21 protein-coding genes, 1 tRNA gene and 1 pseudogene are annotated in these 14,664 nt (G+C 27.9%); 7 read left to right on the top strand and 16 right to left on the bottom strand.

The genetic code is table 11. The features are described from left to right. Positions 1-19: 19 nt before the first annotated feature. From NR218_RS07920 to NR218_RS07900, 5 genes are read right to left on the bottom strand one after another with little or no spacing between them, the layout of a single operon-like run. Complete coding sequence (locus NR218_RS07920; protein WP_002488710.1) at positions 20-154, bottom strand: beta-class phenol-soluble modulin; 135 nt, start codon at positions 152-154, stop codon at positions 20-22. Between the two features lie 42 nt (positions 155-196). Next, complete coding sequence (locus NR218_RS07915; protein ID WP_019835726.1) at positions 197-331, bottom strand: beta-class phenol-soluble modulin; 135 nt, start codon at positions 329-331, stop codon at positions 197-199. Between the two features lie 34 nt (positions 332-365). Continuing rightward, entirely contained in the window at positions 366-500 is a 135-nt protein-coding gene (locus NR218_RS07910) for a beta-class phenol-soluble modulin (protein WP_002488682.1), read from the bottom strand. 42 nt (positions 501-542) lie between these two features. Continuing rightward, entirely contained in the window at positions 543-677 is a 135-nt protein-coding gene (locus NR218_RS07905; RefSeq protein WP_002488705.1) for a beta-class phenol-soluble modulin, read from the bottom strand. 40 nt (positions 678-717) lie between these two features. Beyond that, positions 718-852 carry a beta-class phenol-soluble modulin gene (locus NR218_RS07900; RefSeq protein ID WP_002449997.1) on the bottom strand — a complete coding sequence of 45 codons (135 nt, stop codon included), beginning with the start codon at positions 850-852 and terminating at the stop codon, positions 718-720. A 661-nt stretch (positions 853-1,513) separates the two neighbouring features. Here NR218_RS07900 and NR218_RS07895 point away from each other — a divergent pair. The 4 genes and pseudogenes from NR218_RS07895 to NR218_RS07880 all read left to right on the top strand — a co-directional run bounded on the left by NR218_RS07895 (position 1,514) and on the right by NR218_RS07880 (position 5,099). Beyond that, the gene (locus NR218_RS07895; RefSeq protein WP_265883320.1) at positions 1,514-2,506 is read left to right on the top strand and encodes a thermonuclease family protein; all 993 of its coding nucleotides are present in this window, start codon (positions 1,514-1,516) and stop codon (positions 2,504-2,506) included. 250 nt (positions 2,507-2,756) lie between these two features. Next, entirely contained in the window at positions 2,757-3,308 is a 552-nt protein-coding gene (locus NR218_RS07890; RefSeq protein WP_265883319.1) for an Ltp family lipoprotein, read from the top strand. A gap of 50 nt (positions 3,309-3,358) precedes the next feature. After that, positions 3,359-4,021 (top strand): hypothetical protein, encoded by a 663-nt coding sequence (locus NR218_RS07885; RefSeq protein ID WP_265883318.1) that lies wholly within the window; start codon positions 3,359-3,361, stop codon positions 4,019-4,021. Positions 4,022-4,074: 53 nt separating this feature from the next. After that, positions 4,075-5,099, top strand: a pseudogene (locus tag NR218_RS07880) (tyrosine-type recombinase/integrase). A 300-nt stretch (positions 5,100-5,399) separates the two neighbouring features. Here NR218_RS07880 and NR218_RS07875 read toward each other — a convergent pair. Next, positions 5,400-5,591, bottom strand: coding sequence for a hypothetical protein (locus tag NR218_RS07875; RefSeq protein WP_265883317.1), 192 nt, complete (start codon positions 5,589-5,591; stop codon positions 5,400-5,402). A gap of 182 nt (positions 5,592-5,773) precedes the next feature. Here NR218_RS07875 and NR218_RS07870 point away from each other — a divergent pair, with 182 nt between their 5' ends. Together NR218_RS07870 and NR218_RS07865 are read left to right on the top strand one after the other, a co-directional pair. Next, positions 5,774-6,382, top strand: a complete 609-nt coding sequence (locus NR218_RS07870; protein WP_265883316.1) for a hypothetical protein — start codon at positions 5,774-5,776, stop codon at positions 6,380-6,382. Between the two features lie 17 nt (positions 6,383-6,399). Next, positions 6,400-7,050: a hypothetical protein gene (locus NR218_RS07865; protein ID WP_265883315.1), complete on the top strand. Its 651-nt coding sequence runs from the start codon at positions 6,400-6,402 to the stop codon at positions 7,048-7,050. Between the two features lie 122 nt (positions 7,051-7,172). On the opposite strand, the gene NR218_RS07860 is transcribed toward NR218_RS07865, so the two are convergent. The 9 genes from NR218_RS07860 to NR218_RS07820 all read right to left on the bottom strand — a co-directional run bounded on the left by NR218_RS07860 (position 7,173) and on the right by NR218_RS07820 (position 13,564). Continuing rightward, the gene (locus NR218_RS07860; protein ID WP_265883314.1) at positions 7,173-7,712 is read right to left on the bottom strand and encodes a hypothetical protein; all 540 of its coding nucleotides are present in this window, start codon (positions 7,710-7,712) and stop codon (positions 7,173-7,175) included. 18 nt (positions 7,713-7,730) lie between these two features. Further along, the gene (locus NR218_RS07855; protein ID WP_322873965.1) at positions 7,731-8,441 is read right to left on the bottom strand and encodes a DUF6731 family protein; all 711 of its coding nucleotides are present in this window, start codon (positions 8,439-8,441) and stop codon (positions 7,731-7,733) included. Next, positions 8,438-8,620, bottom strand: a complete 183-nt coding sequence (locus NR218_RS07850; RefSeq protein WP_265883312.1) for a hypothetical protein — start codon at positions 8,618-8,620, stop codon at positions 8,438-8,440. The genes NR218_RS07855 and NR218_RS07850 overlap by 4 nt, the downstream gene beginning before the upstream one ends. 206 nt (positions 8,621-8,826) lie before the next feature. Next, positions 8,827-9,720, bottom strand: coding sequence for a hypothetical protein (locus NR218_RS07845; protein WP_265883311.1), 894 nt, complete (start codon positions 9,718-9,720; stop codon positions 8,827-8,829). 1,121 nt (positions 9,721-10,841) lie between these two features. Then, the gene (locus tag NR218_RS07840) at positions 10,842-11,342 is read right to left on the bottom strand and encodes a MepB family protein (protein ID WP_265883310.1); all 501 of its coding nucleotides are present in this window, start codon (positions 11,340-11,342) and stop codon (positions 10,842-10,844) included. 546 nt (positions 11,343-11,888) lie between these two features. Continuing rightward, the gene (locus NR218_RS07835) at positions 11,889-12,035 is read right to left on the bottom strand and encodes a hypothetical protein (RefSeq protein ID WP_265883309.1); all 147 of its coding nucleotides are present in this window, start codon (positions 12,033-12,035) and stop codon (positions 11,889-11,891) included. Positions 12,036-12,134: 99 nt separating this feature from the next. Beyond that, positions 12,135-12,296, bottom strand: a complete 162-nt coding sequence (locus NR218_RS07830) for a hypothetical protein (protein WP_265883308.1) — start codon at positions 12,294-12,296, stop codon at positions 12,135-12,137. A gap of 681 nt (positions 12,297-12,977) precedes the next feature. After that, positions 12,978-13,286 (bottom strand): hypothetical protein, encoded by a 309-nt coding sequence (locus NR218_RS07825; RefSeq protein WP_265883307.1) that lies wholly within the window; start codon positions 13,284-13,286, stop codon positions 12,978-12,980. Positions 13,287-13,318: 32 nt separating this feature from the next. Then, complete coding sequence (locus NR218_RS07820; RefSeq protein WP_265883306.1) at positions 13,319-13,564, bottom strand: hypothetical protein; 246 nt, start codon at positions 13,562-13,564, stop codon at positions 13,319-13,321. Between the two features lie 100 nt (positions 13,565-13,664). Here NR218_RS07820 and NR218_RS07815 point away from each other — a divergent pair, with 100 nt between their 5' ends. Then, positions 13,665-14,387 (top strand): tyrosine-type recombinase/integrase, encoded by a 723-nt coding sequence (locus tag NR218_RS07815; protein WP_265883305.1) that lies wholly within the window; start codon positions 13,665-13,667, stop codon positions 14,385-14,387. Between the two features lie 71 nt (positions 14,388-14,458). On the opposite strand, the gene NR218_RS07810 is transcribed toward NR218_RS07815, so the two are convergent. After that, positions 14,459-14,532, bottom strand: a tRNA-Arg gene (locus NR218_RS07810). Between the last annotated feature and the right edge of the window lie 132 nt (positions 14,533-14,664).

Below are 14,664 nucleotides of genomic sequence, written 5' to 3'. Positions count from 1 at the left end.
GAATACTTGCTATTAAGTATTAGAAACCAAATACTTTACCTAATACACTTGCACCACTTGATACAATGTCAACAATACTTGTACCTAATTTTGTCCAGTCTTGATTTTGTGCTGCTGTTACAGTATTTGCAATTGCTTCTGCTAATTTAGTCATTTGAATTTCCCCATTCTGTTTTTATTTTTAAATATTATTACGTTAGAATCCTAAGTATTTACCTAGAATGCTTACGCCACTTGATACGATGTCAACAATGCTTGTACCTAATTTTGTCCAGTCTTGGTTAATTCCTGCGTCTACTGTATTTCTGATTGCGTCGAATAATTTATCCATATTAATAACTCCTTTATACGTAATTAATAATTAATTAAAATCCGAATACTTTACTTAAGATACCTACACCACTTGATACGATGTCAACAATACTTGTACCTAATTTTGTCCAATCTTGGTTTTGTGCTGCGTCTACTGTATTTTTAATTGCTTCTACTAATTTAGTCATTTGAATTTCTCCATTCTGTTTTTATTTTTAAATATTATTATATTAGAATCCTAAGTATTTACCTAGAATGCTTACGCCACTTGATACGATATCAACAATACTTGTACCTAATTTTGTCCAATCTTGGTTAATTCCTGCGTCTACTGTATTTTTGATTGCGTCGAATAATTTATCCATGTTTGTTATCTCCTTTGTACTATTTATAATTATCTTTAAATTAGAAACCTAAATATTTACTCACTAAACCTACACCGTTTTCTACGATACTAACAATACTTGTACCTAATTTTGTCCAATCACCATTAATACCTGCAGTTACTGTATCTTTAATTGCGTTAAATAAACCTTCCATTTCATACACTCCTTAGAAATTAATTGGTAAAATTCTAAAACGATAGGTTACTGTATTGCTTGCTTTGTTTTGTTTAACTATCGTTTTGTTATCTTTACTATAAAGGGTTTATTTAGATACTTGTGTCATTTTCCGTAACTTATACTTAAATCATCAAAACTGTAAAATTTAAAAATTTATATTCACAGTTAGGAATTCAAATATGTCTATCTCGTCAAAGTTTTTTAGATTATAAAAATAAAATAATTAAAAATATTTAATACATAAATATATGATATAATCCAAAAGTGTATATTTTCATTATATTTATTCTAGTAAATTTAATTAAATGGTTATAAGGTGGTGATGTTAAAAGTAATTCCTACGTAAAATATGAGGATGCATCAATTGAATTAAAAAAAGTAAACAATAAAAGTTAGAACGTATATTATATATATTCTTTTTTACATGTTAAACATAATTAATTTAACTTATATATTTTATTTACCATTTGAACATGATCTTTTATTTACTTATTCAACAAATAAATGCATACCTTCCGATATTCAAAATCTATAATTAATAAATCTTTATTCTTAATAATAGTGTTTAATGAATACTAAAACACATAACTTAATAGTATTGTTATTTTAATAATTTAACTAATTGAGGAGTACTCATGATGGAAGTAAATCAAAATAAAAAAGAAACTAATGGCTGTTTAAGCTGCCTAGGCTGTTTTGGTATCATCTTTTTAATTTTATTATTGATTGGTGGCTGTTCTGCTATATTTTCAGATGATAATAACAACGATAATACAGATAAAATAAGTGAAGAAAAAAATAAGCCTAAAAAAACTGAAGATACAAATAAAAATAATGCTTCAAAAGAAAGTAAGAAAAATTATAAAGAAAATGAACGATCTGTATCACAAAATAATAGTATTGAGAGATCTGAAGAAAAAGATAAAGATAATGATGAAACCGACATAGGTACAACGAATAAGATACCAGTAAAATTAAGTTCTACTGTTGATGGTGATACGGCAAAGTTTATCTATAATGGAAAAACCGAAACATTTAGATTTTTACTTATAGATACACCTGAAACTAAACATCCAAGAGTTGGTAAGCAACCATTTGGTCAAGAAGCATCTGATAGAACAGCTAAATTATTAAATAAAGCTAAAAATATAGAAATAGAGTTTGACGTTGGTCAAAAAGAAGATAAATATAATCGAAAATTAGCATATATATATGTTGACGGGGAAATGCTAAATAATATTTTAATCAGAGAAGGTTTAGCAAAAGTCGCTTATGTTTATCCACCTAATACAAGATATTTAGAAACTCTAGAATCATCTCAAGAACAAGCAAAAGCTGAAAAAATTGGTATATGGAGCCTAGATTCAGCATTTAAAGAGGATAATGATGATAATAAAGAAGTGAATACATCAAACAACAACGAAAATAACACTATTGAAAATCAAGTCGATAACTCTTTATCAAATGATAGTCAATCTAACGATACTGAACAATCAACTAGCAACGTTGAAACTTTCCCTAATTGCACTGCATTAAGAAAAGTTCACCCTAATGGCGTTCCTGCTAACCACCCTGCCTATACATCAAAATTTGATAGAGATGGGGATAATTACGCATGTGAAGTTAATTAATCTTTCTATATTTTTTAGTAAGATAATTCTCAATATAAAATAATCATTATAGGAAATTGTAGTGTAAATAAATTTGGATATTGGAACTAGTTACTCTAATTATGATATTCAATTTGAGTCATTACGAGTATTTGAATATAAAGATATATGAATATTACATATTAAAGATGGTGGTTTTATAATCAATTGAGCGATGCACTTTAGAATATGAATGAATATAAAGGCTTAATCTACATATAGAAGAAAAATCATGGAAGAAAAATTTAATAACGAACAAGAAGAAAGAAAATTTAGACAGTTTCAGGAATATCAAAAACAGCAAGAAGAAGAGAAAAAGAAAAAACGTAAAAAAGGTTGGCTTTGGGGCTGTGGTGGTTGTTTAGTTTTATTAATATTATTAATTATAAGTCTTACATCATGTACTGGAGCCTTTGTCAACGAAGTAGATAAACAAATGAATGAAGATAGTTCAGAAATCAAAGAAGATAAAAATGCTTCTAAAGAACAAACTGCAGCATTAAATTCAGCTAAAAACTACGCAGATGGAATGCATATGTCTAAAGATGGAATTTATGAACAGTTAACTTCTAGTGCTAGAGACAAATTCTCAGAAGAAGATGCACAATATGCGATTGATCACTTGAAAGCCAATTACAAGGAAAACGCATTAGAAAGTGCAAAATCTTATAAAGAAGACATGAATATGTCTAAAGATACAATTTATGATCAATTAATTTCTAGTTCTGGCGATAAGTTTACAGAAGAAGAAGCACAATATGCAGTGGATCATTTAGACGATTAATTTATGGGGTAGCTTGTCTACCCTTAATTTATAAATAAGGAGAAACATATATGAAAAAGTTTTTAGTTTTAATTTTTAGTAGTGCTTTAATCTTAGGTGCGTGTGGTAATGATGACACATCTAACAAAAATTCTGATACTAAGTCGGAAAGTAAAACCGAAAAGAAATCAGAAGATTATAAATCCAAAGAGGATAAAAAAACTAAAGAAGAAAAGAAAACTCAAGAAAATGAAGATAACAAATCTACACAAGAAAATAATTCTACTGAAGAACAAAACACACAAGAAACTGCGACAAGTGAACAAGTTCAATCTCAACAACAAACACAAGAAACTGCAACTCAAGAGCAACAGCAAACACAACAAACTAATAACGGTCAGCAACAGTCTGATAATCATGAACCTACAAAAGAAGAAATATATGAATGGGATAAAGAAAATATTCCTGGAGGAACAGATTATGGTTTGATTGATCCAGAAGATGTAAACGAACAATCTGATAACTCTCAATCTAATGATTCAAATACTAATTACGATCCAAATAATCCTTACATGAATATGCCAGACCAAGAGTGGAGAAATAACACTGGTGATGGATTATCCTCAGGTGAGAAACAACTTCAATATCAAATCGAACAAGGAGAATATGATGGTAATGATGGTCAACAAATACTTGACGCTTTAGACTATTATCAAGATAAATATGGAAATTAATAACTAGGGTAGTCCACCTACCCTTATTATTTTTTACTTTTTGAGGTGATTATATGAAAACACGTTGTTATGACGATAAAAAATGGTAGTATGAATTTAAATATGAAGGTAAACGGTCTCGTAAAAAGGATTTAGAACAAAAAGAGAAGCTGATGCTGCTAGACTAGAAAGAATGAGTGAATTAAATAATGGTATTGACTACCAACCTAATCTAACTTTGAATGAATATTTTAAAACATGGTGTGAAACGTTCAAATTATCCACTGTAATCCCTAGAACATACAAATCTTATGCTTCAGCTATAAAATATATAAGTGAGCATAGTATCGGTAAAAAGTCTTTAAAAAATATTTCTAGGTATCACTATCAAAATTTCATAAATGATTTTTCTAAATCTCATTCTAAAGAGTCGATAAGAAAATCAAACGGTTATATTAGAACATCATTAGATGATGCAGTGTATGAAGGCATAATAACTAAAAACCCTACATTCAAAGTGAATTATAAAGCAAGCAACCCTAACAAAAGTGAAGATAGCAAATTTATCAACCTAGAAGATTATGAGAAATTGAAACAATACTTAAAAACTAAAGATAATGCATCTTCATTAGTTTTATATATTATGATTTGCACAGGTTGTCGTGTTAGTGGTGCGTTAAATTTAAAAAGAGAATATCTTAATCAAGTTAAAAATGAAATATATACAGACGAACACAAAACAGACTCATCACCTAGATACGTAGAAGTGAGTAAAGATGATATGAAATTTATCGTACAATCTGTTTCAAAGTTACCAGCAACGATTGACGGTAGCATTTTTGGTAATTTGACTATTAATGCAGTTAATAAAAGATTAAAAGCATATTGTAATGATCTAGGAGTAAAAGAAATAACTTTTCATACGTTAAAACATACACATTGCTCTTATCTTTTAGCAAAATGTGTATCTATTTATTACATTTCAAAAAGATTAGGTCATAAAAACATTTCAGTTACAACAGATGTATATTAACATTTACTAGAAGAACAATATAAAGAAGAAAATCAAAAAGCGGTAGAAATAATCAATGCAATGTAGTTGGGGACTTGGGTCCCTGAAAAGTCCCTAAAAATTAATAGACTATGATATTTAATTAATAGGCAAAATAAAAAGAACGCCGTCATTACAGCGTTCTTGAAATGAAAATATGCTTAATTAAAAGCTATTAGCGTCCTGGGAGGGATTTATTAACCTTTTATAACATTTGATAGTCTTTTAAAAACCTATAATATTAGTATTTTTACCTAATTCCTTTTCATAACTTTTAATATATTTTCAAATTATTTTCCCCAAATTTTCCCCAAATAATATTAAATATTTAAATTATGATTCAAAAAGTTATACATACTGAATTTCATTACCTCTAATTACCATAGTTGAATTACCAACAAATACATAATTTGCTGCATCATAGATTTCCAATTCATCTATATTATCTACTTTAATACTTGTTACTCTTTCAGAATTTGAATAAGAATATTTAACTTCTTTTACTTCTTTAGTATCAATATCCGTCTTTTTATTTCTCACTGCAACACAGAGCTTCTCTCAGCGTCTTAAAATAATTAACAACTTAATATTTTTTATACATTATACATTTTAAATTAGTAAAATGATAAAATTATTTATATATTCGACATGGTAATTAAGTTATTCAGTTTGAGCCACTACGAGTGTTTGAATATAAGGATATAGAATAAGGAGGAAGATGAATGATTTCATTTAAAGACCAGACTAAAATTAGTTGGAACGAAAGTAAATATAAGAAATCTTTAGACAAAGATGAGTTGAAAATTTTTAAATCTTTATCTAGAAAAGAAAAAGATTATTTAATTTTATTTTACATAAACGAAGAACCTGTCGATTTATCGGAAAGTGATGCTATAGAGATTTTGAGAGATAGAATAAGTAAAATTGAATTTGAAGATAAACAATTAAAAAGAGATGAAGAAATAGAAGCTAGCAATAAAAAAATTGAAAATAATAAAGAAAATGAACAGAAAAAAGATGAAAAGTTAATTAGATTCTTTAAGACACAAGGTATTAATGAGCCTACAAGTACTACTAAAAACGCTTTTGATAAACAGTCAATATTCGCTAATTTTGACAATTTTTATCACGCTCTAGGTACTTTTACTTTTAACATGGAAAAACAAGCTACATATAATTATTATATGTCTCAACAAAAACAAAACTTTGTTCAAATTGCACAACTAGATACTCTTATTAAACAACACAACGATCTATTAAATCAAAATCACAAAGTAATGCAACAAAATGATGAAATTATTGAGCTGTTAAGACAAATAGCGAATAAATAAATTAAAGGGGAATACATATGAAAAAGTTATTAGGAACATTATTTGCAGCTACACTTGTATTAAGCGCTTGTAGTCAAGATGATACAAAGGAAGATGAAAATAAAAAATCAGAAAGCACTACCGAAAAGAAAACTGACGATAAAAAAGATAAGAACACTAAAGAGGATAAAAAGTCTAAAGAAGAAAAGAAAACTCAAGAAAATGAAGATAACAAATCTACACAAGAAGATAATTCTACTGAAGAACAAAACACACAAGAAACTGCTACAAATGAACAAGTTCAATCTCAACAACCTGCAACTCAAGAGCAACAACAAGCTCAACAAAATGGCGAATACGATAGTACTAAACACAGTGATGAATATAATGCTAGCCATCCGGTTTCAACTGATGATGATTGGACGCCTGAAGAACAACAAAGATACGATGAAGGCATGAAAGAAATTGAACGATTAGAACAAAAAAACCAAGAATTATCAGATCCTACTTACGATCCAAATAATCCATATATGAATATGCCTAACCAAGAGTGGCGCAATAATGCTGGCGGTTTGTCTTCGGGTGAAATCCAAACAAGAAACGAAATATTAAAAGGCACTTATGAAGGTGAAGATGCACAACAAAAACTTGATGCAATCAATTATTACGAAGAAAAATATTCAAATTAAATAATTTTTAGGGTAGTCCACCTACCCTTATTATTTTTTACTTTCTAATTGTCAAAAAAACGCCACTCGAAAGTGACGTTTAAAATGAGATATTTAACTTGTCCGTGTGCTAATAATTCATTCTAATTAGTGTTCCTTTTTTTAATATCAGGCATTTCTTTTTCTTTCATTTCCTTATCAGGATTTTGAAATACCATATTCAATAATAATAATAAATATGTTCCGAAAAATAAAAAAAATATAAACGTCATTGAGAGTACGAAATTAAAAAAAACATGAGTTACATTAAAAGTTACATACTGACTTAAATAACTAGATATAGACTTTTGATCAGCCGTTTTCATTGTTAATAAAAGAATAGTTATGAATGCGAAAATAATTTGTAAGAAACCTAATGTTATTATACAACCATTTAAAAATTTATATTGTCTTTTTTTAGAGGTAGATTTCATGATTTCGTTATGAATATTATTATCTTTTAACCCAAAAATAAAAGTAAATACTGTAGCAAAAAAACCCATTGTTATACTAGATGTATTTAAAATTATTTCTACAGTTTTCTGTATATTATCATTACTTGTTTCCACGCACATCTCTAAAGTGACGAATACAACAATACCGATTATAAAGTATATTAAAAAAAAGAAATCAGTTATTTTCATTATTAATCTCACCGTTTTTTATTTTAATAACAAAGATAACGCATCATCGTTATCTCTATAAATTCTTAGCATATCTAAAAATATATTATTTGCATTTAGTTCTCCAGCATCTCTATATTCATAAATGATGGATCTTTTAATATTTTGCTTTAACAAATCAACTGTTTCTACATTAGAAAATTCTTTTTCTATAGCCCTCACCTTTAGCTTTTCTACCTCATCGTCATCTATCCATTCATCTAATAAATCTTTAGTAGTTTTACTGTTTAACTCTGCCTTGCGAGAACGCTCAGTTGTTACCGTTATTTCAACTGTACTAACTCCCTTATATTTTCTACCTTTCATTAAACCCGTAAGTAAATCATCGCTTTTGTCACCTTTTACTTTCAAAACTAATTGTTTAAAAGTATTAGAATTTTTTGCTTTATCAAAAGCATCATTATCAACAGCTGGAACAAGTTTAAAATTCATAATTTTCTCATAGTAATCAAATAATACACTATCTATATATTTTTCAATTCCAGATGGACTTAAAGAACTTATATTTCTTTGAATTAACATAGTATGGTTTGCTGGATCGTACAAAATGCTTATCTCATGGCCTATGTATTCATTTTTTTCTAAATCGATGTCTATTGAATCACCATATATGGTAGTTTTTTGATATCTCGTATCGTCTAATCTTTCCATAACTATATGATAATAACCACTTTTATTAGGTGGCTCTATTTTTTTATTCTTATTGGATCAAAATTATAATTTTTTACAACTTTGTAATTAGTATCGTTTTCATAGTCAATTCTTATTGCTTCAAATAAATCACTTAAAGGTAAATAAGAAGCTTCTTGTTCATTCTCTAATGAACAAGTAAAAAATAAATTAAAATTCACTATTTTTTGCTTAGGCATTTCCCCATAACCTCTTTCATGTGTAGTTATTTTTTATTATATATTTAGTTGTACAAAATAAAAAGAGTGTAAATTAAAAAAACAGCTAATATCGGGGAAAGACATTAGCTGTAACTACACACTTTAATTATACCCTATTTTAATACTAGATACTAATATAAGTTACTTAATATATTTTAAAACACATTGCTAAATTAACAAGCTTATTATTTATTGCTCTTATACTGTCCTTTCAATATTGTTTTACAGCCTTTTTTATCTAAAGTTAAATTTTTAACAATTATTTTATTATTACTTTTACAGTCTGAGATATATTTTGCTATATTTTCATCTATTTTTTTCACTGTAATTTCAAATGTTTTATATCCTGTTACCTCATCACTTATAGTTTCATATCCAAATTTAAAAAGATTTTCAAATTTTTCATCTTCAGTAATTTCATCTATTTGATCTATTACTTTAAAAAACTCCTTCCTCTCTTTTTTCATAAAATCTTCCTTATCTTTTTCACTTTGATTATATTCCCAGTGATGTTTAAGTAAAAATTTCACATACTGTCGTATTTCTTCACTATTTAAAATATTAAAGTTATAACATGAAATTTCTTTTTCTGATTTTTCTTTTTCTAATGTCTTGTTTATATTTATATTATTATTGAAATAAAAATCACTAATTTTCTTAATTAACTCTTTATAGATATAATTAGAAATCTCATCAAAATCTTTTTGCTCAGATTCTTTTATATTTTTTTTCTTATTACCCTCCACTTCATCTTTGCTTTTAGGCAAAAATCTAAGCGAAGCTAAAATTCTATATACATCTTCTAATTGTATTACTGGCTTAGCAGCAATATTCATTAATTCTTTACGCCATTCTGATTTTTGATCTAACTCATTTAATAGTTCTTTATTTTTAAGTTTTTGACTATTAAAAATAGTAAAACAAACTCCTGTTATAGCTAATATTCCTGTGTACAATGTACAAAGACCTACAAATACATCGTCGTTACTATTATTAAATCCAATAAATAAACCTATAACTGTGAAAGCAATAACGCCTAATGAGATTAGAACTAATATTGCCCAAAAAGTTTTTTTCATTCTATTTAAACTCCTTCAATCAATGATATATTTTTATTTAATATATCATTGCAAATAATTTATTTGTAGTCCTAAATTAGGACTGCACCCGTGTATTAACATATGCTTAAATTGGAAATGTGTCTATGTATCGAAGCGGTTGTTACGTTATATCTCATCTATGGGGTAGCGTTTCACGACCCCATGAATAAGGGGATAATGTTTCGTTCACTCCTTACTTAGATCAACTAACAAAGGGCGTCGTGTTTCCCTACTCCCTTTTATACATGACTGAACGAATTGTTCATGCAGCTACCGTCACGAATGGTTACGGCAGCGTATAAATAAAAAAAGAAGCTAACCAATTAAGGCTAGCTCCTATGTAGTAGAGGTAGAGTAAAAACTCTATATGTAACATAAAGACTTTAGAGGTCATCAAACCTCTTTCGCTATTATCTCATTATTTATATATTTGTCTACAACGTTTACAGTATCTGTAAAATATTTACAATCTCATTCCCAATATTTTGGGAATGAAATTCGCTATTAGATCATTTTGTTGCTGCGTACTCAATTTAGGTACGTAGATAATCTATATAAATCGTCATTTAGTTAAGAAATAGCTGCGTTGCCATTTTGACTACGCAGAGAAGCCACAAACGGCTTTTCAGAATTAGATAACCGACATTTCGGTTTTCTAATGCACTAACTTAGTGCGTTAGCTTTTTATTGATTAATAAGCTCGCTTTTGTTTTTTCTAATACGGTAACTTAACGTATCAGCTTTCTAAGGTAGCCTTAATTTGAGGCGTCCTTTATTGTCTTATCTAACCACTTCCCTAATTTAAGGTACTGGTTTACAAGCGTACTTTTAAGTCCGTTTGTAACTTTATGAAATGTAAAGTTTTGACAAGTTATAAATAAAAAGACTGCACCCAACGGATACAGTCAGTTTATTAAAGGATAATCGATTTTGAGTAGTAAGTTTAGTAGCTACATGCATTATCTTATAAACAGTTCTAAATATAAATAGAAAACGCTTACTTTTATGTTAGTAAAAAAGTTTATACATCACACTTACATTTATTTTTCATCTTAAGTATTAACATCAATACATGAATAAACTCATTTTTAAAACCAAACTCAACCTAAATATAATTTCTTAATTTTTTTCTTATCAAAACCCTTACTAAAATCTAAAAAATACGGGATTTGCCATTTTTGAGTACTAACTGCTGTTTTATTCGAATTCTGTTCCCAACTAGGATAAACACGAATAGCCATTTTTCCTTTATGGTTTTCCGAACTAATAATCCCTTTTTTAACTAATAGCTCTTTAGGAAATATAAATTGACCTTTTTTAGATCCATCTAAAATGTTAATAATTAACTTATCTTTTGATTCATCAAAATTAAAAGGTCTGTTTTTATTAATATCATTCTTGCACCAAAACGCAACAAAATAACCTGATTTTTTAGGAGTTTTTTTAGCTAATCGACTTTTAAATTCAACTCCACTAAATTCAAAATTAAAAGCCTCATATTCTTGATTCCATTGCTCAAATTCATGAGTTATCAAAGAAAATTTATAATCAAACAACGGTATTTCATTTAAAAAATCGATAGAATCATAATTACTATTCATAAAAAACTCCTTTCTAAGCAGATTAAATTATAAAGTAATAACGCTTTAATCCAGTTGTTTTATTAACTTTGAGTCTCTGAATCCTTATTAAACCAAAATCAACGAATTAATTGTCGTATAAGGCATGCTATGTCACTACACATCTGTGAATTTAGTTAAAAGTTCTTCTCAACATCAATAAATTTTCTCGTCATAAATGCGCGTTTTACTTTTTATTTTTACTCCTCCTGATAGCCAAAAATGCCATTCCAATACAAAACCACATACCTATAATCGATATCAACATAGCAGTCATAAAACCATTCCTTTTTACCAAATATTATCATGAGAGTTTTTTAAATCTAAAATACCCTTATTTGCAATTTTAAGGTATTTTTTTGAGCATTTAGGGTATTTTATACAGTTTATGAACTATTTAACGTCTCTTAAAATGTAAAAAAGCAAAGAGAAACATTGATATATCAGTATCTATTCATATTTTTAAAAAGTTATTTCTACATAGTATCAAGACAAGAAGAAACTCGTTTCAAAAAGCAAAATCAAAAATTAACCCTTTTTATCAACTTTTTCTAAACCAATAATCAATAAGACAAGAACAGACAAAAGCATAAATGGAAAAAATAAAGAAGTAACTAAAAAACCTATAATCATAATTAAGTAAAACGAATCAATTTTGTAATTTCCGAATTTCATGTAAAAACTCCTTTTGTTTTCTTCTCAAAAAATAAAATTGCTTTATTCCAAAATAGTTCCACTCAACATCAATAAATTTTCTCGACATATATGCATGACTTACATTTTTCGTCTAGCATTCCAACCTATTAACGCATTACCAATAAAACCAACAACTCCACATAATAAAGCCACAGAGAATGAGTTATTCCCTATAAAAAAAACAACTAAAAATATCAAAATTCCAACTACTAAACTTATTATCCACTGACTTATTTTCATGATTTAAATCTCTCCTTTTAAATACCCTTATTTGCAATTTTAAGATACTTTTTAGAGCATTTAGAGGAATTCATATATATTTTTATTTAATAGCTCTGAGAACGCAAATAAAAGCTAAAATTAAAAAATAGAAAAACAAATCTTTACTTTAGATACTAACAAATTAAACTCTTATTTAATACTAAATACAGAATAAAGAGTACTGCAAAATATCAATACCTTAATTATTTATTAATGAAAATAGACTCATGCTCTTCTATGAGAAATAATTTTGGTCACAAAAAAAGTCTAATCAAATAAGCTGCTACTCAAAAGGATAGACGGACTACCCGTAATATTACACAAAAAAGACCAGACGAATTAACATCTGGCCACAGGTTATCTCATCTCACAAAGTATTGCCTAGTCTTAATTATAAGCTATAAATAATCATGAAGTTACTAATACTCAATTAAATATACGCTTTTTACAAATTCAAGCTATTGCTAAAACTTCCTAAAATATAAGGTTTTGACATGTTGTAAATAAAAAAGACCGCACCTAATGAATACAGTCTTAAAATAAATACTTTGTAAAAAATATTCTCAATTGTTACTGGTTAGATCACTCATATTATGTTGTTATTTGAATAGCCTTTTTTATACCCGTCGTTCGTGTCGTTCTTTTTTATTATAAAACTGTTCAATAAAATAACTTCTCTATTGTTTCATCGAATATTTGTCTTATTCTTTGAACAGTTAGATTAAATATTTTTTCCATATCATTTAATTCCCTACCACTAATGATTAACCAAAAAACACTAACTTCTCTATCTGTTGCTATCAAATTAACTTCATCTATTAAGTTATTGATATATACATGGTTTTCTACATTTAAATTTTGCACTTCATCACTCACATTAGTATCAAGAGAGAAAAAGTCTTCTATTGATGTATCTACAACTTCTATATTACTTTGCCTTTTATTTTTCCGGTATTCTTCAATATTCATTTAACCGTTGCTATGTCATGCAGCAATAGTAGTCACGCACCTTTTGGTTTATTCATTGTGTTAATAGGCTTTCTCATACTCATAATGTTCAATATTCTTTTTCTTTCTTGTTTTTTAAAACGTTGACCTCGTTTTTGATTTGTTCTTTCAAAAATTTCTTCACATAATCTATCTATTAATTTTGTTGGTCTAAGTCGACCGTTAGAATTCATATAAGTCATTATAGCTATTTGATCTGATTTTGAGTATTTACTAATAATTTCCTTAAAAATATTCATATTAACTTTAGATCTATCTTTATACTTTTGTAAATTTTCTCTACTCTCAATAATCCATTCTACAGATAGGATACAGCAATTACACCTTTTACCTCATCACATGTCAAATAGATATGAATATGGTAAAAATCACAATAGAGAAACTGCAAGAAAATTAAATAGTTATGTAAGGAATGTATGTGACCAGGCAATACATGAAGGCTTAATTATGCGTAATCCTACATATAAAGCGACTGTCACAGGTGGTAATCCTAGCAAAAGTGAAGATTTGAAGTTTATTAGCCATACTGAATATGTGAAACTTAAGCATTATTTAGAACAAAAAGATACTACATCATCATTAGTATTGTTAATGGCATTAGTGACTGGAGGACGCTTTTCTGAAATAGCAAACATGCAGCGTGATGATTTTTACTTAGGTGACAATAAAATCCATTTACCTGGGACAAAAACAGAAACATCAGATCGTATTATCTCTATTGATACGAATACACTAAATAAAGTGAAAAAGTTTATTGAGAAAAAATCAGCCAATATTAATGGCTATGTATTTACAGTAAATGGCCATGTTATATCAAATACTGCTGTAAATAAGGTATTAAAAAAAGCATGTGTACACTTAGGCATTAAATCTATTACGATAAACGCCTTGAGGCATACACATGCGTCTGTGTTAATTCATAATGGTTATAGTCTACATTATATATCAAAAAGATTAGGTCATGCTTCTACATTGGTCACACAATCTGTTTACCTACACTTATTAGAAGAAACTTATGAACGTGAAGATAAAAATATGATTGAGTTTTTGAATAAACTTTAAATTGTTTTCACCAAATTTTCCCCAAACATAGCAAAAACCCCGTAACCACAACGGTTAACGGGGCTTATTAGCGTCCTGGGAGGGATTCGAACCCCCGACCGATGGCTTAGAAGGCCATTGCTCTATCCAGCTGAGCTACCAGGACATTATTTTTTAACACAAGTATTATTATATCTAAAGAAATCTTATTTAGCAATAGCTTTAATATAAAAAAAGTTTATATTTTCCACTAATTACGTATAATTGCAACTAATCACATACTTTCTTCGTTGCTATT

The organism is Staphylococcus sp. SUC_1.2 (assembly GCF_026222585.1).
Note: the sequence above shows the minus strand (reverse complement) of the source record. Positions and strands in the feature narration are given on the sequence as shown.